This is a genomic window from Rhizobium azibense, from assembly GCF_004342325.1.
Classification (GTDB): Bacteria; Pseudomonadota; Alphaproteobacteria; order Rhizobiales; family Rhizobiaceae; genus Rhizobium; species Rhizobium etli_B.
Window position 1 is genome coordinate 636637 of the sequence record NZ_SMBJ01000002.1, and the last position, 22468, is coordinate 659104.

A 22468-nucleotide genomic window follows, 5' to 3' on the forward strand; every position below is an offset into this window, starting at 1 on the left:
GCATGGAGAGAAGACATGAACCGCAATATAAAATGACGGAGAAACCCCGGCATCTCCAAAAGTGTATCAAAGTTTGTCAAAACCGGCGATCCGGTTACCTGGGGAAATGCCGGTCCTTCCGAGGAATAGCCTGAACTGGCGCATGAGTTCTTCGATCCCGCCTCAAGCGCGCATGCAAGCATGTCCAGTCGGCTTGAGACATTTCGCGACAATTCTCCTGCCCCTCTGGCACATCTCTGCGACAAACCGCCCCTAGCCTGCAAGTGTCTAAAAAATCTGCAGCGAAGCAGCCCGTTCATCTGCATCCAAGCAGTCTCGACGATGCAAGAGGCAATGACGTGAGGATTTCAATGAAACCAATCTGTCTCGGCTCAATGCTGGTGTTCTCGCTGTCGCTCGCCGCTGCCGGCAATGGTCTGGCGCAGGAGGCGGTCGATCCGGAGGGAGAAAGACTATTCCGCTCCCGCTGCGGCACCTGTCACAGTGTCAACAACGGCGAAAACCGGATGGGGCCGCATCTTTCCGGCCTTCTCGGTCGGCTGGCGGGAACGATCCAAGGCGCACGCTATTCGAAGGCGCTCGGTGGGTCCGACTTCGTCTGGGACGAGGAGAGGCTGCAAGCCTTTCTGGCCAATCCGCGACAGGTTGTTCCCGGCACGACGATGACCGTCAGCGTTCGTGACGAGGAGCAGCGATCGGCGATCATTGCCTATCTGAGGAGCCTTTCCGCCGCCAACTAGGCGCATGTGCCGGGCGGGGAAAAGACGGAGCGGAAGCTCCGGTAGCAGCCCGAGATGGGTCCTCCCGTTCTCAGGCAATTCAAACTTCAACCAGAAGCGAGGCATCCATGAAGAGTTTTCTCATCGCATTCGCAGCCGGCGTCGGTCTTCTTGCGGCGGCAGGCACTTCCCTGGCTCAAGGATCCGGTTGCACACGGCTCCAGTCCGCGAGCTCGCAATCGCAGCCGGTTCCTCCGGCCGACCAGTCCAGATCGGACGCGCAGCGCAACGCCGGCTGACCAGGTAACCACCGGTGCATCCTGATCAAGCATGCGATGGCGGACAAAACCGCCATCGCATCTGGGACTTTCTTTCAAGAGATTGGAGCATGTCATGGTGCAACTGACCATCAACGGCGTCACCCGCGATATCGACGTGGATCCGGAGACGCCTCTTTTATGGGCCTTGCGAGAACAGGCCGGCCTGACCGGCACGAAGTTCGGTTGTGGCATTGCGCAGTGCGGCGCATGCACAGTGCATATCGACGGCGTCGCCACGCGCTCCTGCGCTATGCCGGTCAGCGCTATCGATGCAAACCAGGAGATCGTCACGATCGAAGGGCTTTCGGCCGATGGCTCCCATCCGGTCCAGCAGGCATGGCTTTCGCTCGACGTGCCGCAATGCGGATACTGTCAGGCTGGCATGATCATGGCGGCCACCGCCTTGCTGAACACGACCCCGGATCCGTCGGATGACGATATCAACGCCGAAATCACCAATATCTGCCGCTGCGGCACCTATAACCGGGTGCGGGCTGCGATCAAGCTCGCCGCTGCAAACAGCAGTGCCGCGCAGAAAGGCTGAGGGTAGAACGATGAATGTGGTCACGCTATCACGTCGCAAGTTTCTCATCGGTACGGCCGCGGCGGCCGGCGGATTTTCGCTAGGCTTTCAGATTCCGCTGTCTGCAAATGCCGAGCAGGCGGCATTGGATATACTGCCGGAAGTCAACGCCTGGGTTCTGATCCATCCGGACGACACCGTCGTCGTCCGGATCGCACGCTCGGAAATGGGGCAAGGCACGCTTACGGGGCTGGCACAGCTCGTCGTGGAAGAGCTCGAATGCGACTGGTCCAAGGTCACCACCGAGTATCCGACGCCCGGGGAGAGCCTTCGACGCGAGCGCGTCTGGGGCAGTTTCTCGACCGGGGGCAGCCAGGGGATTCGCGGTTCGCACGAATATGTCAGGCAGGGCGGAGCCGCCGCACGCGAAATGCTCATTGCAGCCGCGGCCAGTACCTGGAATGTCCCGCGTTCCGAATGTTCGGTTCAAAACGGCATCATCACCCATCCCGCTTCCGGACGGACGACGTCTTATGGCGCCGTGGCGGCGCTTGCCACACAGATGCCGGTTCCAAGCACTCTCGCGCTCAAAGACCCGAAGGACTGGAAGATCGCCGGCAAGCCGCTTCCGCGGCTCGATACCGCCGACAAGCTCACCGGAAAGCAGATCTACGGCGCCGATGTGCAACTGGCTGGAATGTTGAACGCCGCGGTGAAGGCCTGCCCTGTATTCGGTGGCAAGCTTGCAAGCTTCGATGCCGCAGCCGTCACGGCAAGGCCAGGCGTGCGCAAGGTCGTGCAGATCGATGAGGCAACCGTGGCGGTGGTTGCCGACACGTGGTGGCAGGCGCAATCGGCGCTCAACGCGTTGCCGGTCGTCTGGAACGATGGTCCAAACACTGCCGTCACCACCGCCTCGATCGCCGCAATGCTCGCCGAAGGCCTTGATGCCGACGATGCCTTCGTCGGCACATCGATCGGCGATGCGCCTGCAGCACTTGAGAAAGCAGCACGGGTCGTCACGGCAACCTATTCCTTCCCCTATCAGGCCCACGCCACGATGGAGCCGATGAACGCGACGGCGCGATATACGCCAGACAAATGCGAGGTGTGGGTGCCGACCCAAAACGGCGAAAGCAGCCTTGTCAACGTGGCTGATGCCTCCGGCCTGCCGATCGGACAATGCGAGGTCTACAAGCTGCATCTCGGCGGCGGCTTCGGCCGGCGCGGCGCTAATGAATCCTACGTGCGCCAGGCGGTCATGCTCGCCAAGGAGTTTCCGGGCACACCGGTCAAGCTGATCTGGTCGCGCGAGGAGGACATGCTGCACGGCTCCTATCACCCTACAACGCAGTGCAGGATGCGGGCCGCACTTGATGCCGACGGCAACCTGACGGCGCTTCACATGCGCATCAGCGGTCAGTCTATCCTCTCCTCGCTCCGTCCCCAGGCGTTTCGTGAGAACGGTCACGATCCAATCGTGTTCCAGGGGCTGAACGACAGTGGCAGCGAAGGTGTATTCGGCTACACGGTCGAAAATCTCCTCATCGACCATGCGATGCGAAATCCTCCAATACCCCCCGGCTTCTGGCGTGGCGTGAACCTCAACCAAAATGCCTTCTACGTGGAGAGCTTCTTGGACGAGCTTGCCCATGCGGCCGGGATCGATCCCCTCGATTTCCGCCGAAAGCTGATGGCCAACCATCCGAAGCATCTGGCGGTTCTGGAAGCCGTGGCCGATCGCATCGGCTGGGAAAGGCCGGCGCCGCAAGGCGTTTACCGTGGCCTGGCGCAGATCATGGGTTTTGCCAGCTATGTCGCCGCTGCAGCCGAGATCTCCATCACCGACGGACAGTTGAAGATCCACCGCATCGTCGCCGCGACGGATCCCGGTCATATCGTCAATCCCGCCCAGGCCGAACGTCAGGTCGAAGGGTCCTTCGTCTACGGTCTCTCCGCCTGCCTGTATGGCGAATGCACCATCAAAGGCGGCCGCGTCGAACAGGAGAATTTCGACACCTATGAGGTGATGCGAATGGATCAGATGCCGGCGGTCGAGACAATCATCATGCCCTCCGGCGGCTTTTGGGGCGGTGTTGGCGAGCCGACCATCGCCGTCGCCGGGCCGGCCGTCCTGAACGCCGTCTTCGCCGCTACCGGCAAGCGGATCCGGCAACTGCCGTTCAAGAACAACAGCCCTTCATGAACGAGCCGTGATTCAGCCTTCAAAGGCCAAAAAATGGTTCCGCAGCCAATAGCTGAAGACCAACTTTGCGGAACCTATCGTCTAGAAATCCACCAAGCGAGTTTGTCATGCACGACGACGAAAGAGATCAACAACCGAACTATCTGGAAGAGCATCTGGAGCGCCGTCGGCATGCAATATCCGATCATGTCGTCGGCCTTGCACTTTTCGCATTCTCCATTCTGGCGATGGCGATTGGCCTGGACTCTGCGCCGGCGCATACAGCTCCGGCCCCCGACCGATCCCTGTCGGCATTCGTCATCGCGGCGCCGTTAACGCCCTGCATCGACGATAGCTATGCTGCTGACGTCTCGCAGGCAACGCGATTGCGTCATGACCGGAACATCAATACGAGGCTCGCTCCTCGCAGAGTGTCGTCGAGATCGGTCACAATCCGTTGGCAACACGGCAGATACCCGCGTGCCATGTTTCGGCATAGCGTTTGACTCACCGGACGTATTGAAGATCGGCCCCGACAACAGCCAAAAAATCTGCTCTCCACAAGAACTGAGCCTCGGGGGGTAATCCGGTTCGGCCTTCTGGCGGTGAACGGTCCTTTGCGGGACAATGGATCAGAGGCAGTGCCTTCAGGAAAACCATCGGCATCCGCGGGGTCAGGACGTAGGTCAGATCTGTTCAGCCCTTCTTGTGTCCCTCATGAGATGAGCTATCTGCCGATGTCGAAGAGAGCGAGACCGGCGGAAAGACCTTTCCACCGGTATAAAATTCAAAGCTCGAGCTTGCCTGCGAATGAATGGAACCGTTGAACAAATCAGAAGGTCATGGCGGCGAGCCAGTCTTCGAACCTACCACCGCCAAGCCCAGTATCTACAGATTTAACGGAGCTGGCTGACCGGTGAAAGTCCTCTCCTCTCGCCCATGCCTTAACCGCTGTTATAGGGGACCGGCGAGCACGATGTGGGCGAGACCGAAACTCCATAGTATGGCGCCAGCCATAAGCGCTGATCACTCACTTTCTTCACGATTGAGAAAATTTCACTACGGCGATAGGGTTCCGGGGAGGGAAACGCGAAAGGACGATGCATGAAGGCCAAGCGCGATGACAAAATGAGCCAAGAGGAACAGCCGCACGGGAACCGGACCGCTCTTTCTCAGGACCCGCATGCTGTCCGCGAACCGAAGGAAAACAATCTCGAAATGGCGATCGGCCACGAGGTTCGCGCCTATCGCAAGAAGCTCGGCATCACGGTCACCGATCTCGCCGCCGCAACCGGCATTTCGCTCGGCATGCTCTCGAAGATCGAAAACGGCAATATCTCGCCTTCGCTCACGACGTTGCAAGCGCTTTCCCGCGCCCTCGGCGTGCCCCTCACCGCCTTTTTCCGGCGTTACGAAGAGCCTCATAATGCCGTCTTCGTCAAAGCCGGCCAAGGCATCGAGCTCGAGCGGCGCGGCACGCGGGCGGGACATCAATACAATCTGCTCGGACATATCGACAACAATTCCAGCGGCGTCATTGTCGAACCCTATCTCATCACGCTGACGGCCGATTCCGACGTCTTCCCGACCTTTCAGCATGAGGGTATGGAGTTTCTCTACATGCTGGAAGGCGAAGTCGTCTATCGCCACGGCGACCAGCTTTTTCCGATGCAGCCGGGAGACAGCCTGTTCTTTGACGCCGATGCGCCGCACGGGCCGGAAGTGCTGGTCGAGCTGCCGAGCCGCTACCTCTCGATCATCTGTTATCCCCAGCGTGGCAAGACGGGATAGGTTGCTTTGAAAAAACAACCAGAAAGTCGACGCTGAAAGACCCGCTGGTCCTTTTTCGGATGTGAGCGAAGTCCCCCTCCCGGCAAGCCCTTGCAGCGACGAGTGAAGCCGGTCGCGGTGCTCTGCCGCCGCCATCAGCCATTTCAACGCGCCAGACAGAGCGAAGGCCCCGCCTCGTCGGTGAACTCGCTGTCGGGGAATTCTTTCAACGATGCCACAGCACCCCGCTTCCGGCAGCGTCGAAACCGGCCACCGATTGCCAGCATCGTCTTCTCCGCCGACCCCGCCAAGGGCAACCGCCGCTGAATATTTCAGGGAATCCCTGCTCAGGCAGGCTTGCCACGACGCGAAAGACGAATATAGTCAGGAAACAAATATTCCGTAGAAGAAACATAAGGGAACGAGAATGGCTTTATCTTGGCGTTTCTCCGCCTTGGCGGATCGGCATCGCGCTCTCGGATCGAAGCTTGAGGACTGGAGCGGAATGGGAACCGCCTGGACCTATGACAAGGACATGTCGGAAGAGCACGTCGCCGTCCGCACCAAGGCCGGTATCATGGACGTCTCCGGCTTGAAGAAGGTGCATCTGGTCGGCCCCCATGCGATCGCTGTGCTTGACTACGTCACCACCCGCGACATGACGAAGATCTATCCCGGTCGCTCGGTCTATGCCACGATGCTAAATGATCGCGGTCATTTCACCGACGATTGCATTGTCTACCGCACGGGTCCGAATTCCTGGATGCTGGTGCATGGTTCCGGGTCCGGCCACGAGGAGGTCGTCAAGCAGGCGGCCGGCCGCAATTGCGCGGTGCTCTTCGACGACGATCTGCATGATCTCTCGCTTCAGGGACCTTTGGCGATCGACTATCTCGCCAATTATGTGCCCGGTATCCGCGACCTCAAATATTTCCATCACGTTCAGACGACGCTCTTCGGCGCTCCGGTGATGATCTCGCGCACCGGCTATACCGGTGAGCGTGGCTACGAGATCTTCGTGCGCGGCCAGGATGCCGTCATGGTCTGGGATCGGGTCGTCGAAGAGGGCAGGGATATGGGCATTATTCCCTGCTGCTTCAGCGTGCTCGACATGCTGCGGGTCGAAAGCTATCTGCTCTTTTATCCCTATGACAATTCCCAGATGTATCCCTTTGCCGATCAGCCGCCCGGCGACAGCCTCTGGGAACTTGGCCTCGATTTCACCGTCAGTCCCGGCAAGACCGGCTTTCGGGGTGCCGAGGAGCATGCGCGCCTCAAAGGCAAGGAGCGCTTCAAGATCTTCGGTATGCTGATCGATGCCGATGGCCCGGCCGATCTTGGCGATGAGGTCTGGGCCGATGGCAAAAAGGTCGGCGTCATCACATGCCCGAGTTATTCGTCGCTAACGAAGAAATCCATGGCAATCGCCAGGCTTGATGTCGACAAGGCTGTTCATGACACGAAGTTCGAAGTGCGTGGCAAGAGCGTAAAGTGCACGGCAAGCGCGCATGTGCTTCCCTTTGACGATCCGCAAAAGAAGAAGCGGACCGCTTTAGGTTAGGGAGCACGCCATGCTTGTTGCAGGCATCAAGAGCCGTCCGCTCTACAAAGGTTTGACAATCGAGCCGCATGCCAAGCGGCATATCTTCGCGCTCGAGGGTGAGGGTGCGCTCGCGCTCATCGACCAGAAAGCCGCCCTCGACTTGACGATCCTTTCACGCAGCGAAATCCTCTATGTCGCGCGCGGGTCGAAGGGCAAAGGCCATGACACGACGCTGCTCGGCCTGGGCACAGATGTCTTCTGGACGGCGCCAACGATTGCAACCCTTTTGTCGCGGCTGAAGGCATTGCTGGCAACCGCTCACATGGGCGTTCGCCTCTATGTCGCCGGGACGGAGGGTTTCATCGGACAGGCAATGATGGTGGGGCTCGATCACGGCATGGATTCCGCCTCGATCATCACCGAACATCGCGGCTCGCTGGCGCGGCGTGTCCAGTGCGTGCATTGCAAAGGGATCACTGAGGAGGTGACTGCGAGCCCCGTCACCTGCAGCCATTGCGGACTGACGCTCCTCGTGCGTGATCACTATTCGCGACGGCTCGGTGCCTTCCAGGGCGTCAACATCGATGCGGAAGACCCTGGCAGCGCGCCCGATCCTGAGGAGTTGTTCCTTTGAGCGGTGGTCGTGAAATTCCCGTCCGCGTGACGAAGGTGACGCCGGTTGCAGAGCGCATCAAGCGCTTCCGTTTCGAGCGGCTCGACGGCAAGCCTTTGCCATATTTCTCAGGCGGTGCCCATGTCATTGTCTCGATGAATGATTTTGGCCATATACGCCGCAATGCCTATTCGCTGATGTCGCCGCCGCATGATTGCGCGGCCTATGAGATCAGTGTGCTGCATGTCGAAGGCTCGCGCGGCGGCTCCACCTTCATGCATGAGAGGGTCAAGGAAGGCGACGAGATGAACGTCAGCTATCCGGTCAACCTTTTCCAGCCGGATTGGCGGGCCCGCAAGCATCTGCTGATCGCCGGCGGTATCGGCATAACCCCCTTTATGGCCATGATGGAACAGTTCACCCGCGAAGGCGCCAGTTTCGAGCTGCATTATGCCATGCGCACGCGCGATCGCGGTGCCTATTGGAAGGAACTGGTCGAGCGCTACGGCTCTCAACGGATCAAGATCTACTGCGACGCTGAAGGCATGACGATGCCGCTCGACCGTCTGCTCGACAGTCAGCTGCTCGGCACGCATCTTTATGTCTGCGGCCCATCGGGGATGATCGACGGCGTCTTAAGGGCCGGGATGGAAGCCGGCTGGCCGGAGCAGAACCTGCATTCGGAACGCTTCCTTTCCTCGTTGCCGGGCAAGCCCTTCACCGTCGAGCTGGTGCGCTCCGGCAAAACCGTGAGGGTTGGCCATCACGAAAGCATGCTGGAGGCCATCGAAGCGGCAGGCGTCGATGCGTCCTTCCTATGTCGAGGTGGTGCCTGCGGTCAGTGCGAGACGGAGGTCGTCAACTGCGATGGCAAACTGCTGCATCACGACGTGTATCTGAACGATGAAGAAAAAGCGGCTGGCCGCAAGGTGATGATCTGCGTCTCCCGCTTCGAGGGCAAGACGCTGCATCTCGACCTCTAGCGGCTCTAAAGGCGGAACAAGGAGAACGACATGGCAATCGCCTTCAAGCAGGAAAGTTTCCGCGACGATTTCAGCTATCGGAACAGCCCCGAGAACGTCAGCCGTTTCCCGTTTCCCTTCGATCGCGACGAGTACATGTATTCGGTCAACATGGAGCCGCACGTGCGCGGCAGACCGGGTACCGTCTTCGAAAACCTGATCGACGTCGATGAGCACTATGTCGCTGAGATGCATGACCGGATGCTGGTGCTGAAGGAGGATCCGCTCCGCTATCAGGCTCTCCCCCATATGATGAGCGCGCAGTGGGATACACTCGAGCTTCTGATGGAAGAGCAGGCAACTGGCTATCCCGAACACTTCACCCTCACGAGGAATGGCGACGAGTGGCGCTGGGTCAACCGGCCGCTCGGCATCGACGACACCTTCACCTTCGGCGATGTCTCGACGCTGCCTTGCGAGCCCTTCGAATATATCACGCGGCAGGCGCAGGGTGACTTCTGCATCGTTGACCAGCGCGACGGAAATCTTTGGATGGATGCTGGGATGGTGACGACCCAGGCCGACTGGTCGCTCGATTTCGACATCGGCATGAATTTCATGGAGTGGCACGGGCCCGTGCCTCTCGCCCACCAGGCCGGCGTCTTCGACCGCGCATTAAAATTCCTCCTGAACCTGCAGCAGGGCAAGCCGACGCGCCGGTTCAACTGGACGATGACCATCAATCCACGGCTTGATACCAGCCCGGAAAACTACCACAAATGGGGGCCGGATCGCACGACCGTGACGCCAGAGAATGTTGCCGAGAAGGTACATCTGCGCGTCGAGCTGCAGAGCCTGTGGCGCCTGCCGCGTTCGAACGCCATCCTCTTTGTTATCCGCTGCTACCTCATGAACATGGGCGAGCTGGTCACCGTGCCGAAATGGGCGCGACGCATGCCACGCGTGCTGAGAACCCTGCCGCCGGAACTCATCGATTACAAAGGGCTCACTCGCTACCGCGAGGACACGATCAATTGGCTTTCGAAATATGATGACGGGGCGCCCACCAGCCCCGGCATTTTCCCGGATTAACGCGCAGCGATGCGCCGAAGCAATGCCATATTATCAAGAGGGGAATGCTTTCATGACAAAAGTTGCCGTTATCGGCGCCGGTCCCTCCGGACTGGCACAGTTGCGCGCCTTCCAATCGGCCGCGCAAAAGGGCGCTGAAATCCCGGAGATCGTCTGCTTTGAAAAGCAGGCAGATTGGGGCGGGCTTTGGAATTACACCTGGCGCACCGGTCTTGACGAATATGGCGAGCCGGTCCACGGCAGCATGTATCGTTACCTCTGGTCGAATGGTCCGAAGGAATGCCTCGAATTTGCCGATTATTCCTTCGAGGAGCATTTCGGCAAGCCAATCGCCTCGTATCCTCCACGCGCGGTGCTTTGGGACTACATCAAAGGCCGCGTCGAAAAGGCGAATGTCCGCCATTGGGTGCGCTTCAGCACGCCCGTGCGCATGGTGCGCTTCGACGAGGAGACGAGGAAATTCACGGTGACGGCCCACAACCGCGTCGAGGACCGCATGTATGACGAGGAGTTCGATTATGTCGTGGTTGCGACCGGTCATTTCTCGACCCCGAATGTTCCCTATTTTGAGGGTGTCAGGACCTTTAACGGCCGTGTTTTACATGCGCACGACTTCCGTGACGCGCTGGAATTCAAGGACAAGGACATCCTTATCGTGGGCCGCAGCTATTCGGCCGAGGATATTGGTTCGCAATGCTGGAAATACGGCGCCAGATCGGTGACGACGAGTTACCGGTCGAAGCCTATGGGCTTCAAGTGGCCGGAGAATTTCGAGGAGCGGCCGCTCTTGACCCGGCTCGAAAACAGGACTGCGCATTTTCTCGACGGCTCGATGAAGCAAGTCGATGCGCTGATCCTCTGCACCGGCTATCAGCACCACTTTCCGTTTCTGCCGGACGAATTACGACTGAGGACTGCCAACCGGCTCTGGGCAGACGGTCTCTACAAGGGCGTTGTCTTCGACAAGAACCCACAGCTCTTCTACATCGGCATGCAGGACCAGTTCTACACCTTCAACATGTTCGACGTACAAGCCTGGTGGGCTCGCGACCTCATGATGGGCCGCATAAAACTGCCGCGGGAAAGCGAACTGAAGGCGAATTTCGACATGTGGCGTGCCCGCGAGGAGACGCTTGAAGATGCCGAGCAGATGATCTGGTATCAGGGAGACTACGTGAAAGAACTGCTCGCAGAAACCGACTACCCGAGCTTCGACATCGAAGGCACGAACAGAACCTTCATGGAATGGGAACACCATAAGGCGGAAAATATCATGGGCTTTCGTGATCACGCCTATCGATCACTCATGACCGGCAACATGTCGCCGAGGCACCATACGCCCTGGGTCGAAGCTCTCGACGATTCGATGGAAGAGTACCTGCGCAACTGACAGCATTCCAAGTCAGCCCTTCGACCGCTTGGAGGTGGTTCACCGCGGCCCTTTTGGCGGCTTTTTAACCGGACACGGACCTTCGCCCTCCACCATGTGTGAGAAGGACGTGCCGATCATGGACCAGGTTGTGGGCCCGGCGCTCGATGGGCCGGCCCGCCTGGACGATGGAGTACCGGATCCGAAATCGGAACTTGAAACTGCTCGCCGGCTGTGCTGGCATCGAGGCGGCACGTGCCGGTACGGCAGGGTCAGGCTTTGGCGTGCTTGCGCCCCGAAATGCTTGCCAACGCCCCTGGGGCTACCCGCGCCACCCCAACGGCCAGCTCAAGTCGGGCTGAACTTAAGCACGCGGCCGCGTCTTTTGAGGATCGTAATGCGACAGCGGCACGATGACCGCGAGCAAGCGTTTCTGGTGGCCGTCCAGCTTGCCGATCTCCACCGCCATTCCAACAGAGGCGTGTGTGACGTCGATACGGGCGAGAGCGATGGTCTTGCCGAGGATTGGCGAGCGGGTAGCGCTGGTGATCACACCCACTTGCGCGCGGCCAATGTGAATGCAATCTCCATGGCCAACCGCTTCATTGGCCTGCACGTCGAGCCCTACCAGCAGATGACGCGGATGCTCCTTGCGCCGGATCAGAGCCTCGCGGCCGATGAAATCATCCGCCTTGGACTTCAACGGCACGGTGAAACCAATGCCGGCCTCGAAGGGATCGGTCTGGTCGGTGAACTCGTGATGGGCGAATATCAGCCCCGCCTCGATGCGCACCATGTCCAACGCTTCGAGACCCATAGGCTTCAAGCCATGCGGTGCACCAGCCTTCCAAACCGCGTCGAACACCTTTAGCGCGTCCTTCGGATGGCAGAAGATCTCGTAACCCAGCTCGCCGGTATAGCCGGTGCGCGAGACGACGACGGGCGCGCCTTCCAGGTCCCCGATGCGCCCGACCGTGAAGCGGAACCACTCGAGTTCTCCGATCGTCGGTTGGCGTGGCGCCGTCCAGATGATCTCCTTCAGAATGTCGCGGCTCTTCGGTCCCTGCACAGCGATATTGTGCATCTGGTCGGTTGAGGAGCGGACCCAGGCCCTGAAGCCTTTCTTTTCCGCTTGCTCGCGCAGCCAGATGCCGCTTGCGTCATCACCGCCGATCCAACGGAAGTTTTTATCGCCAAGACGGAAAAGCGTACCGTCATCGATCATGCCACCGTTTTCGTAGCACATGGGCGAATAGACGACCTGTCCGGATGACAGCTTACGCACGTCGCGCGTCAGACAATATTGCAGCAGTTCCTCGGCATCTGGACCGGTGATTTCGAATTTTCGCAGCGGCGAGAGGTCGATGACGACTGCCTTTTCGCGGCAGGCCCAATATTCTTCGACGGGGCCTTCGGCGGAAAAGCGGTTCGCAAGCCAGTAGCCGCGATATTCCGCGTAATCCCTCGTGAGTGCCGAAAAGCGTGGGTGGAAGGCGGTTTCGTGCGTCAGTTCAGCGTCGGAGTCAGGTGTCATGCGATAGGCTACCGCTCGTGAGAATTTCTCTTTTTTGGAAAAGGTTCGGACATGTATATCCGTCGGATCCCAGCCGTTGGCGGCATCGATATCGTCTGGACATGAGGAGGAGACGCAGACGAGGTCGGTCAGCGCCCGCATCATCACATAATCGCCCGGCCGCGACCAAGGCTCGTCGAGGTACAGCTGGTTCTTGTCATCGATGCCTGTATTGTAGAAATAGTTGAGCGCTTCCCAGCCCTTGCGAGGGGCGATCCCGTAAGGCGACAATGCAGCGTTGAAGTTGTCCGTGCAATTGACGTGGCCAGGATAGCCCATATCGTCATAGTAGCGAGAGTTGCAGGCGGTCGCGAAGGCGTCGTGACGGCCGACGGTGTCCTGGACGATCTCGACGAGAGGTTCAAAATCGCGATCGAACGCTTTTGACGGCAGGCCGGGCATCGGGTAGCTGCGGCCGAGCAGGGTGCGGGTGACGGTCGAATCCAAAGCCAGGTCGAGACCCTTGTCCACCTTGCGGGCCGCGAAAGCCTGAAAATCCGTGCATTGCCGCCCAAAAACGTCAATGATCTGAATGAATTGGCCAGCGCGGACGAAGTAGGCCGAGGCTGTTGCCGCCTTGATGCGAATATCTTCGATCGGATCGGCCATCGGCTCGGGCAGGGCCGAAGAATAATCGCGAATGAGTTGGCTCCGCCTGATCCTGATCTCGATCGGCGTCGACGTATCCTGCATGTGCGGCAACATCACGCCTGCAGGAGCAGCGACAACCAGGAGACCTTTCAGGACGATGGCAAGTTCTGCGGAGCTTCCTGGCGTCGCTGCCGCTCCGAAGAGACGTAGCGCGCCGGCCCCCGCAAGATCCACGCCGCGACGAGCAAGCGCAGCGCGGGTACGGATGGCGCTCTCTTCCCCAGTCGCAAGGATGGCCTTCAGTCCCTCGGCGGCATTGGTGAAGGCCGCGCCGAGACCTGCCGACAGGAAACGCCCAGCCTCATCGACAAAGGAAAGCTCACATGGCTGACCGCCTTGCATGTCGGTGACGGTCACGTGATCACCGACCTCGACGCGGATAACCACCGAGCCGCCGCCCTTGACGCGGTAGCGCTGCGTGCCCTGCGGCAGCGCGGGAATGCCCGGATAGCGGACAATGCTCGGGGAAGCCGGCCGCACCCCGGTCATCGCCCGATGGAGATCTCGCATCATACCCTCTTGCGTTGGAGCGCGCTTTCGCCCGCCAAAACAGGTTTACAAAATGCCGTTGGAAAGTAAACCATATTGACTAAAAAGAAAATATCTTCACTATGCATCAAGGGTCAAAGCTGAGAATCCATGCGCGAGCGCGGATCGCCAAAAACCAGGCTGGCCCTGCAAATGCCGGGAGAGGCACGTTCAGGGAGACGCACGAAGAGACGTCCGGAACAATCGAATGGGGAACTTCAGCAATGACAGACGTAGTGGACGCCGGGATTTCGGCCGGCACCGAAGGTAAGCTTATACGTGCCCTCGACTGGAAGGGTGCATTCTGGGTGGCTGCGGGCGTGCCGCCGCTCGTCCTTTTCTCCATTGGTGGCATCGCAGGCACGACAGGCAAGCTCGCCTTCGTCGTATGGATCATTTCCATGATCATGGGCTTCCTGCAATCCTTCACCTATGCAGAGATTGCCGGCATGTTCGGCAACAAATCCGGCGGCGCCTCCGTTTACGGCGCAACCGCCTGGCTGCGATATTCGAAGTTCATTGCGCCGCTTTCGGTCTGGTGCAACTGGTTTGCCTGGTCGCCGGTGCTTTCGCTCGGTTGCGCCATCGCCGCCGGTTATATTCTCAATGCGTTTTTTCCGATTCCGGCAGCTGACTCGCAAGCAGTTCTCGACTGGGTTGCCGCACATGCCGCGTCGATCACGGCAGATAGCCCGCGCGTTGCAGAATACATAGCAGCCCATGCCGGTACGGCGCCGGACGCTGCCATCAAAGCGCTGCTGAGCACGGATGCCGTAGCGGCGTTGACGCCAGCGATCCGCAATTGGTCACTCGCAAGCTTCAGCATTCCGTTCCTCGCTACCGCCAACATCAACGCCACTTTCTTCATCGGCGGCATCCTGATGCTGATCATCTTCGCCATCCAGCATCGCGGCATCTCGGAAACCGCAAGCGTGCAGAAGTGGCTGGCGATCATTGTGCTCGTGCCGCTGCTTTTGATCGGCATCTACCCGATCTTCAGCGGTCAGATCGTTGCTGCGAACGTCACAGGCCTGCTTCCGCCAACGGCAGCATATTCAGACGTGGACGGTACGTGGAGCAACGGCGGCTGGACACTCTTCCTTGGCGGCCTCTATATCGCCGCCTGGTCTACTTACGGCTTCGAAACCGCCGTCTGCTACACCCGGGAACTGAAGAATCCGAAGACTGATACTTTCAAGGCGATCTTCTATTCCGGACTTGCATGCTGCTTGTTCTTCTTCCTCGTGCCCTTCGCCTTCCAGGGTGTTCTCGGCCATGCCGGCATGCTGGCACCTGGAATCGTCGACGGTACCGGCGTAGCGGAAGCCCTCGGTGGGTTGATCGGCGCGGGTCGCATCATCACCCAGCTTCTCGTCGTCCTGATGATCATGGCACTCTTCCTCGCTATCATGACGGCCATGGCAGGATCCTCGCGCACCCTCTATCAAGGCGCCAAGGACGGTTGGCTGCCGAAATACCTCGACCATGTGAACGAGAACGGCGCGCCGACCCGCGCCATGTGGACGGACTTCGCCTTCAACCTCTTCCTTCTGGCGATCGCATCCGATGTCGGCGGCTACTTCTTTGTGCTTGCTGTCTCCAATGTCGGCTACATCATCTTCAACTTCCTCAACCTGAACTCCGGTTGGATCCATCGCATCGATTCCGGTCACATCGAGCGTCCCTGGAAGGCGCCGAGCTGGCTGATTGGCCTCAACACGTTTCTCGCCTTCGTCAATGCCCTCTTCCTGGGCGCGGGCGCGAAGGTCTGGGGTTATGCCAACGCACTTTGGGTCGGCTTCGCCTTCGCAGCCGTCATCCTCCCGGTCTTTGCCTATCGCCATTATGTGCGGGACGGAGGCAAATTTCCTGCGGGAGCGATGGACGATCTGGGCCTCACAGGTCAGGACCTTGGCGCGAAGAAGGCGGGCATCCTTCCCTATGTCGCGCTTGCCGGCGGTCTGGCGATAGTCCTGATTGCGAACTGGATCTTCCAACTGCCGGCCTAAGCCTGAGACGATTCATTTTGTCGCCGCCCTGGCCTCAGGGCGGCGATCTTCGAAGTTGGCCGGGGCGCTAACTCGTGTCCCTGCAAAATGCTCGACGTGATGTGCGTTGAACGCGAGCACGCCGAACTCTGCAATCGAAGAAGGTCCTGCCTCACCGGACGTCGCTGCACTCGACACGGTCGGTCGGTGGTACATCGCCTGCAGGCGCTCGGTCTGGCACCGTCGATGCTCAGTCGGGCGACCACCTATCGCTTACGCAGCCTGCTGCGGGGGCTGCAAATTTTGGACAATCTTGCTTGCTGCAACGAAATCCACCTTTCCCGAACCCAGCACCGGTACTTTGCCGATCTTGATTTCCGCCGGAACCATCATATCCATGGCTCCCCTGGATTTGGCAAAGGCAGCGAATTCGGCGCGAGTAGCGTTTGGGGCATCTGTCAGCAGCACCAGTCGCTCACCCTTCTTTGCATCCCGAACAGATGAAACGACCGATAGGGCACCGGCCCATAACTGGCCGGCAAGTGCTTCGACGGCAGCCAGCGAAATCATCTCGCCGCCGATCTTGGCAAAGCGCTTGGCACGGCCGCGGATGGTGACAAAGCCATCTTCGTCGATGGTGACAATGTCACCGGTGTCATGCCAGCCATCCGGGAGCGTCTCGATCACGCCAGGGTTTTCAGCGCGCAGATAGCCGGCCATGACGTTGGCGCCGCGGATGAAAAGGCGACCACCCTCATCGATGCCCGCAACCGGCTCGAGCTTCCACTGCATGCCCGGCATGATCTTGCCGACGGTGCCTGAGCGGTTGAACATTGGAGTATTGAGGGAGATCACGGGCGCCGTTTCGGTAACACCGTAGCCTTCAAGGATACGCAGGCCGAACTTTTCCATATAGGTTTCGCGGGTGGATGGCTTGACCGGCTCGGCACCCGAAAAGATGTAGCGGATCGATCGGAAGTCATAGGGGTGCGCAGTTCGGGCATAGCCGTTCAGGAAAGTATCGGTCCCGAAGACGATCGTCGCGTTGGAAGTGTAGATCAGTTCCGGCACGACGCGGTAGTGAAGCGGCGAAGGATAGAAATATACCGGCACGCCCGAGATCAAAGGCAGAACGGTTCCCGCCGTCAGACCGAAGGAATGAAACACCGGCAAGATATTGAAGACTTTGTCCCCGGAATGGAAGTCGATGCGCGCGGCAGCCTGGGCGGCGTTTGACAGAATGTTGCGGTGGGTGAGAACGACACCCTTCGGTGTTCCCTCCGAACCAGATGTGAAAAGGATCACGGCGGTGTCATCGGCCCTGCGCTTGATCAGCGGCTTGTATCTGTTGAGGAAGCCGCGAACTTTGTCGACGACGGTAACTGTCGTTCGAAGTTCGTCGAGCCAGACGATCCTCATCTCTTTTTCCAGCTCGGCGACCACCGGACCAAGCTTGGCCTGTTCGATGAAGGCACGTGAGGAGAGGATTTGCTTGACCTCTGCTGCCCTGCACGCTGACAAGACATTGGCGGCGCCGGCGGTGAAATTCAGCATCGCCGGAACTTTGCCCGCCGACATCACAGCCAAAACTGTCGCAGCTGTGCCGTTGGCGTTTGGAAGCAGGACGCCAAGCGTCTGTTCATCGGGCAACAACGCCTTGAACTTGGCACCCAGAACCGCAGCGGCGGTGAGAAGCTTAGCATAGGACAGCTGGCCGCTCATCGGATCCTCGATTGCAAGCTTTCCCCCACCTCCTTCCAAAGCCGTCTCGATGATGCGGTCCAGGACCGTCAGATTGGTGTTCGTCGTGCGGAACATCAACATCGACATGACCTGGTACAGGGCAGCGCCGGCGGCAATACGGCGCTTGCGGCCCTTGATGTGGTCAGGAACGTCGAGCTTGACCGGCTCAAGGATCGTCACTTTGACCTTGGGAAAGATGCGACGGCGCACCTGGCCAGCCGAAAGGCGCGAGAAGTAGCTCTTCTCAAGCCCATCGATACGGACCGGCACGATCATCGATCCCGTCTTGTCGGCAACCATTGCTGCGCCGTCATAGACCTTCATCAGCGCCCCGGTCACTGTCAGGCGACCCTCCGGAAAGATGCCGATCGCATTGCCGTCGTTGACAAGCTTGATGAGCGAACGTGTCGCCATCGGCTTTGTCGGATCGAGCGGAAGGAATTTGCACATCTTCAGGAAAGGGCGAGCCCACCAAGCCTGAGCGATCTTGTAGTCGACGGCGAAAACGGGCTCTTCCTCGGTTATTGCAAGCGCCAGAGCTCCATCAAGAAAGCTCACATGATTGAGCGCGATGATCGGTGCCTGGCCAGCCTTCTTGATATTCTCCAGACCTTCCACCTCAAGGCGCAGGAAGGCACGGAACAGTATGGAAATGAAATCACGCAACGGATTGGTGGGCAGCGTCTTCAACATGATCCAGGCAACGCCGGCATTGATGACCGAAAGACCGAGAATGATCATCGCAACGGAGACACCGACGGCTTGCAAGATTGCGACCAGCGCAAGGCCGGTCGTGATGAACAACGCCGACAAAACGTTCGCAGCTCCAATCACGCGGGCACGGCGGGCCTGGTTTGCCCAGGCCTGCATCGCCGCAAACGTCGGCACGGCCATGAAAGCTCCTCCAATGGCCATACCGGCGAGGTCGACCGCCACACGCATCGTCTTTGGTCCGGCAAAGAAGGCGGATATGGTCTCAGCATGAGAGGCGGATTGCAGGCCCCACAGGTTCCAAGCGAGATCTATTCCGAAGAGTGCAACGATGACGGTGCCGACTGGCGCCGGCAGCAAGACGACGCGACCTGCCGACATCCAGCCGGCGATCGCTGAACCGATCGCAATGGAGATCGCGAAAACGGCGAGATAGGCAGGTACGACGATCTCCGAACCACCAAGGATCTCCGTCACAATGAAGGGCAGCATCGACATGACGAATGCGCCCACGAACCAGAACCAGCAGTTCATCAGCGCCGAGCGCCAGATTCGCTCGTCTTCCCGCAGCTCATTGACAAGTGTGACGCTCGAGCGGAAGACATTTCTGTCGATAACGAGATCGGGCGCTTTTGAACCCGTGGCGGGGATCAGGCGAGCGAATAACCAGCAAAGCACCGAAAGCCCCATCATCATCGGTCCGAACACCCAGACGTTCTCGCCGTTCGTGAAGGCAAGCGCTGCTACGATCGTTCCGGCCAAGATGGCGATGAACGTGCCGCCCTCGATCCAGGCGTTCGCCTTTGGCAGGTCCTTGCGTTCGAGATGATCGGGAAGAATGCCGTACTTAATCGGTCCGAAAAGCGACGAGATGACACCGAAGCCGAAAAGAGCCAGCATAAGGATCGAGATCGACGACACCGCGATACCAAGGACGGAGGTCGCCGCGACTGCGATCTCGCAACGCTTGAGGATTTCGGCCATTTTCGCCTTGTCATATCTGTCGGCAAGCTCACCGCCCAGCGCCGAAAGCAGCAGGAACGGAATGATAAAAATTCCGCCGGCGAACGTCACGAGCCAAGCTCCCTCGGCCGCCATCTGCGCAAGGATCAGGAAGATAAGCGTCTGCTTCAGGAAATTGTCGTTGAAGGCCGAGAGAAACTGCGTCCAGAATAACGGCGCGAACTTCCTCGATGTCATAAGATTGCCGTGCATGGCGGTCCCCTGTTGGATCGCAAGAGAAAGCCACAGCGTTGTTACGCAATAGTTTCAGACAGCAACAACTCTGTGGTGTGGTTAAGAAGTCTTAGCTTTCGCCGCCACGATTGAAGTTGACGAGGAGCTTTTCTGTCTTGGCGTCCTCGATCTTGCGGATCAACTTCTCCGACTCGGCGTTATCGCGCAGCGTCTTGGTGATGTTCACCGTCGTTTGCACCAGCATCAGTATGCCCATGGCGAGATAGCCTTTTCCCCAGAGGTCGAGCGGCATCATGTAAAGGCCGGCTGCAAGCATGAAAGCTGCCGTGCCGAAGGAGATGTATGAAAAGCTGACCCAGCTGGAGGAATGCTTCTGGAAACTGTCGTTCATCTTCGTGGTCCTTTTGTTCGACATACATTTTTAGGCAGCGTTGTTGATCCGCGTCCGCAGCTTTGCCAAGATATCATCAGCCGATGAGCGCAGCGGCGCACCGCAGCCGGCATTCGCAAGCTTCTCGATGATCCCGGCAGAGCCGGGCGCGCAGTCCATCTCCTTGAGCACGGAGGCAATGGTATCGTTCTGGCTTTGGCGAGCGCGAAGGCGGGTAAGGGTCTCCTCGGCCTCATCGAGTGTAGCAAGACCAGATCCGGCAGCGGCACGATCAAGCTTCTGGGCTTGTTCGGTTGCTCGGGCCAGCCGCTCGCCACGCTGCAGATCCTGCAATCGCCCTTCAGCGGTACGAACGACCCCCTTGAGCTTGGCAATCGCCGTCGTGAACTGGGCTTGGGCCTTTTCCGACGCATCCCGCTCGGCTTCGAGACAGGCGATCGTGGCGGCCGCTTCGCGGGCAAGTGCCTCACTGCCCTTTTCCAATGCGGCAAGAGTGCGTGTTTCAAGATCTTTGATCCGGGACTGGATCATGGTGTAGTGGCTCTTTTCCTGCTCATCTTGTGCAATTGCCACCGCCACAGCGCGGCGGGCAGACTGGATGGCGTGGGCGGCATCGCGAATTTGCTGACTAAGCAGAGGTAAGGCGTTACGCTCGGCAAGAGCACGTTCGGCGTCATGCGCCCTGCCCCGTAGCAATGTGACAATCAGGTTGAACATTTCAGGTCTCCCATCTATGAACGTTGTTCACGAAAGAGTTTTGCCACAGTCGTGAACATTGTTCAAGCTTTTTCTTGAACAATGTTCAAAGATGAAACTGGAGTGGTTAATGGCCAGTCGAAGAGAAGAAAAACGCGAAGACCTGAAGGCCCGGTTGATCGATGCCGCACGCAACAGGATAGCCGATGAAGGGCTGGCAAACCTGCGGGCGCGCGACGTCACGCAGGAGGCCGGTTGTGCGTTGGGAGGTCTTTATACGGTCTTTGCCGACCTCAACGAGCTCATTATTCAGGTCAATTCCTCAACGCTTAAAGCTCTGGAGGAATCGCTGGCTCTCACAGAAGTCAAGAACCGTACGCCAACAGATCGACTGCGCAATCTGGCACAGGGATATCTCAGGTTTGCGCTTGCCCATCGCAATCTGTGGAAGGCACTGTTCGACCACCATCCGCCAGAAAGCAGTCCCACGCCCCAATGGCATCTCGATGAACATCTGTTCTTGATGGATGTGATCGCTGAGCCCCTCGCGGAACTGCAACCGGATATGCCTGCGGAAGATAGAGCAATTCGTGCTCGCACCTTGTTCGGGGCGGTGCATGGGGTGATCAGCATCAGCCTGGAAGCGCGCTTCGTCGGCCTGCCGTCTGATCGGCTGGAACGCGAGCTCGACGAGTTCGTTCTGACCATCGCGGCTGGGGCGGTCGCAGGACGAGGGCCGCAGGCCCGAGGGGAATAGAGGCTTTGAAAACGCTCAGCTATTGTTCCAATGCCAGGATGGCTCGCTCCGTCGAGGGCAAGAATGAATTTGAATCCCACTCGGAATTAGCCGGTGTGCCACCCGTGATGAGGTCACAACGGAAAAGGGTTTCTGATCGCCAGCCCAACTCGGCACGCTGATAACAGCAAGCGAATGCGGATCAGTTCGGGCTTGCCCACTCGGTTTTAATGACGATGTTCGGATCGCGAAATTTTTTCGGGCAGCGCTACCACCTGCCATCGATACCGCACTTAAACGCGCCTGCTCAGCTCTTTACCGACCCGGCTGCCATGCCAGCGAGGAAATAGCGCTGGGCGATCAGATACAAGAGCAAAAGCGGGAGCGATCCCAGCACGCTCATAGCCATCATCTCGTTCCATTCAAAGGCGTGTTGGCCCATGAGCAACTCGATGCCAATGGGAACAGTCCGCATATCCATCGACTTCGTCAAAGTCAGAGCAAAGAGAAATTCGTTCCATGCCAGCAGAAATGTATAGACCGCGGTCGCGACGATGCCAGGCACTGACAGTGGGATGATCACGCGCCACAGCGCCGTCCAGCTTGACCCACCATCGACGAGCACCGCCTCATCGAGCTCCCTTGGCAGGGTATTGAGGTAGCCGGTCATGAGAAGGATCGCATAAGGCAGCGTGAAGACCATGTAGGTCAAAATCAGCGCAAAATAGGTGTTGAAAATGCCGAAGGCGACGACCATGCCGAAATAGGGGATCAAAAGCGTGATGGGCGGAACCGTCTGCGTACTGATGATGAACACGTTCAGCGTATTCTTGAACCGAAATGAATAGCGGCTGAAGCCATAGGCCGTCAGGATGGCGATCAGCAAGGTCAGAAGCGTTACCACTCCGGCGACGAGATAGCTATTGAGGAAGAAACGAACCTTGGCCGGGTCGTTGAAGATCGAAAGATAGGCGACGTTCGTGAAATCATTGGGCAGCAGCCGCGGCGGCAGGGCAAAGATCTCAGTGTTTGATTTCAACGAAGTGAAGAACATCCAAAGGATCGGAAAGCCCGCGAAGACCAGGCCAACCGCAAGTCCGAGATATGTCAGCAGCGTGGGTAGTATTGTGCGACTGAGGGAACGCTTTGCCATTGCCG

General features: G+C 58.8%; 16 protein-coding genes and 1 pseudogene. 12 read left to right on the forward strand and 5 right to left on the reverse strand.

Translation table 11 applies throughout. The features are described 5' to 3' along the window. Nucleotides 1-350 precede the first annotated feature (350 nt). From EV130_RS07110 to EV130_RS34205, 10 genes and pseudogenes are all read left to right on the forward strand, one after another. Complete coding sequence (locus EV130_RS07110; RefSeq protein WP_081377267.1) at nt 351-740, forward strand: c-type cytochrome; 390 nt, start codon at nt 351-353, stop codon at nt 738-740. 372 nt (nt 741-1112) lie between these two features. Continuing rightward, a complete protein-coding gene (locus tag EV130_RS07115) occupies nt 1113-1583 on the forward strand; it encodes a (2Fe-2S)-binding protein (RefSeq protein WP_074065175.1) in 471 nt (156 codons plus the stop codon). Nucleotides 1584-1593: 10 nt separating this feature from the next. After that, on the forward strand, nt 1594-3768 hold the full coding sequence (locus tag EV130_RS07120) for a xanthine dehydrogenase family protein molybdopterin-binding subunit (protein WP_132551833.1): 2175 nt from the start codon (nt 1594-1596) through the stop codon (nt 3766-3768). A 1083-nt stretch (nt 3769-4851) separates the two neighbouring features. Then, the gene (locus EV130_RS07125) at nt 4852-5538 is read left to right on the forward strand and encodes a helix-turn-helix domain-containing protein (RefSeq protein WP_074065178.1); all 687 of its coding nucleotides are present in this window, start codon (nt 4852-4854) and stop codon (nt 5536-5538) included. A 406-nt stretch (nt 5539-5944) separates the two neighbouring features. Further along, nucleotides 5945-7078, forward strand: coding sequence for an aminomethyl transferase family protein (locus EV130_RS07130; RefSeq protein ID WP_132551834.1), 1134 nt, complete (start codon nt 5945-5947; stop codon nt 7076-7078). Nucleotides 7079-7088: 10 nt separating this feature from the next. After that, nucleotides 7089-7694 (forward strand): dimethylamine monooxygenase subunit DmmA family protein, encoded by a 606-nt coding sequence (locus EV130_RS07135; protein ID WP_132551835.1) that lies wholly within the window; start codon nt 7089-7091, stop codon nt 7692-7694. Then, nucleotides 7691-8656, forward strand: coding sequence for a PDR/VanB family oxidoreductase (locus EV130_RS07140; RefSeq protein ID WP_132659762.1), 966 nt, complete (start codon nt 7691-7693; stop codon nt 8654-8656). The genes EV130_RS07135 and EV130_RS07140 overlap by 4 nt, the downstream gene beginning before the upstream one ends. 30 nt (nt 8657-8686) lie before the next feature. Beyond that, complete coding sequence (locus EV130_RS07145; RefSeq protein ID WP_132659764.1) at nt 8687-9727, forward strand: heme-dependent oxidative N-demethylase family protein; 1041 nt, start codon at nt 8687-8689, stop codon at nt 9725-9727. A 52-nt stretch (nt 9728-9779) separates the two neighbouring features. Then, nucleotides 9780-11117, forward strand: a complete 1338-nt coding sequence (locus EV130_RS07150) for an NAD(P)-binding domain-containing protein (RefSeq protein ID WP_132551838.1) — start codon at nt 9780-9782, stop codon at nt 11115-11117. 66 nt (nt 11118-11183) lie between these two features. Next, a pseudogene (locus EV130_RS34205) lies at nt 11184-11389 on the forward strand (chemotaxis protein); the annotation flags it as partial. A gap of 71 nt (nt 11390-11460) precedes the next feature. Here EV130_RS34205 and EV130_RS07160 read toward each other — a convergent pair. Beyond that, nucleotides 11461-13830 (reverse strand): trimethylamine N-oxide demethylase, encoded by a 2370-nt coding sequence (locus EV130_RS07160; RefSeq protein ID WP_132659766.1) that lies wholly within the window; start codon nt 13828-13830, stop codon nt 11461-11463. A gap of 242 nt (nt 13831-14072) precedes the next feature. Here EV130_RS07160 and EV130_RS07165 point away from each other — a divergent pair, with 242 nt between their 5' ends. Then, entirely contained in the window at nt 14073-15857 is a 1785-nt protein-coding gene (locus EV130_RS07165) for a trimethylamine N-oxide permease (RefSeq protein ID WP_132551840.1), read from the forward strand. Nucleotides 15858-16109: 252 nt separating this feature from the next. Here EV130_RS07165 and EV130_RS07170 read toward each other — a convergent pair whose 3' ends face one another. The 3 genes from EV130_RS07170 to EV130_RS07180 form a co-directional block, all read right to left on the reverse strand. Beyond that, nucleotides 16110-19505: an acyl-[ACP]--phospholipid O-acyltransferase gene (locus EV130_RS07170; RefSeq protein ID WP_132551841.1), complete on the reverse strand. Its 3396-nt coding sequence runs from the start codon at nt 19503-19505 to the stop codon at nt 16110-16112. Between the two features lie 91 nt (nt 19506-19596). Then, the gene (locus EV130_RS07175) at nt 19597-19878 is read right to left on the reverse strand and encodes a YiaA/YiaB family inner membrane protein (protein WP_074065729.1); all 282 of its coding nucleotides are present in this window, start codon (nt 19876-19878) and stop codon (nt 19597-19599) included. A gap of 30 nt (nt 19879-19908) precedes the next feature. After that, nucleotides 19909-20595, reverse strand: a complete 687-nt coding sequence (locus tag EV130_RS07180; protein ID WP_132551842.1) for a PspA/IM30 family protein — start codon at nt 20593-20595, stop codon at nt 19909-19911. Between the two features lie 109 nt (nt 20596-20704). Here EV130_RS07180 and EV130_RS07185 point away from each other — a divergent pair, with 109 nt between their 5' ends. Continuing rightward, nucleotides 20705-21331: a TetR/AcrR family transcriptional regulator gene (locus EV130_RS07185; protein WP_074065188.1), complete on the forward strand. Its 627-nt coding sequence runs from the start codon at nt 20705-20707 to the stop codon at nt 21329-21331. 286 nt (nt 21332-21617) lie between these two features. Here EV130_RS07185 and EV130_RS07190 read toward each other — a convergent pair whose 3' ends face one another. Further along, nucleotides 21618-22463, reverse strand: a complete 846-nt coding sequence (locus EV130_RS07190; RefSeq protein WP_132551843.1) for a carbohydrate ABC transporter permease — start codon at nt 22461-22463, stop codon at nt 21618-21620. Between the last annotated feature and the right edge of the window lie 5 nt (nt 22464-22468).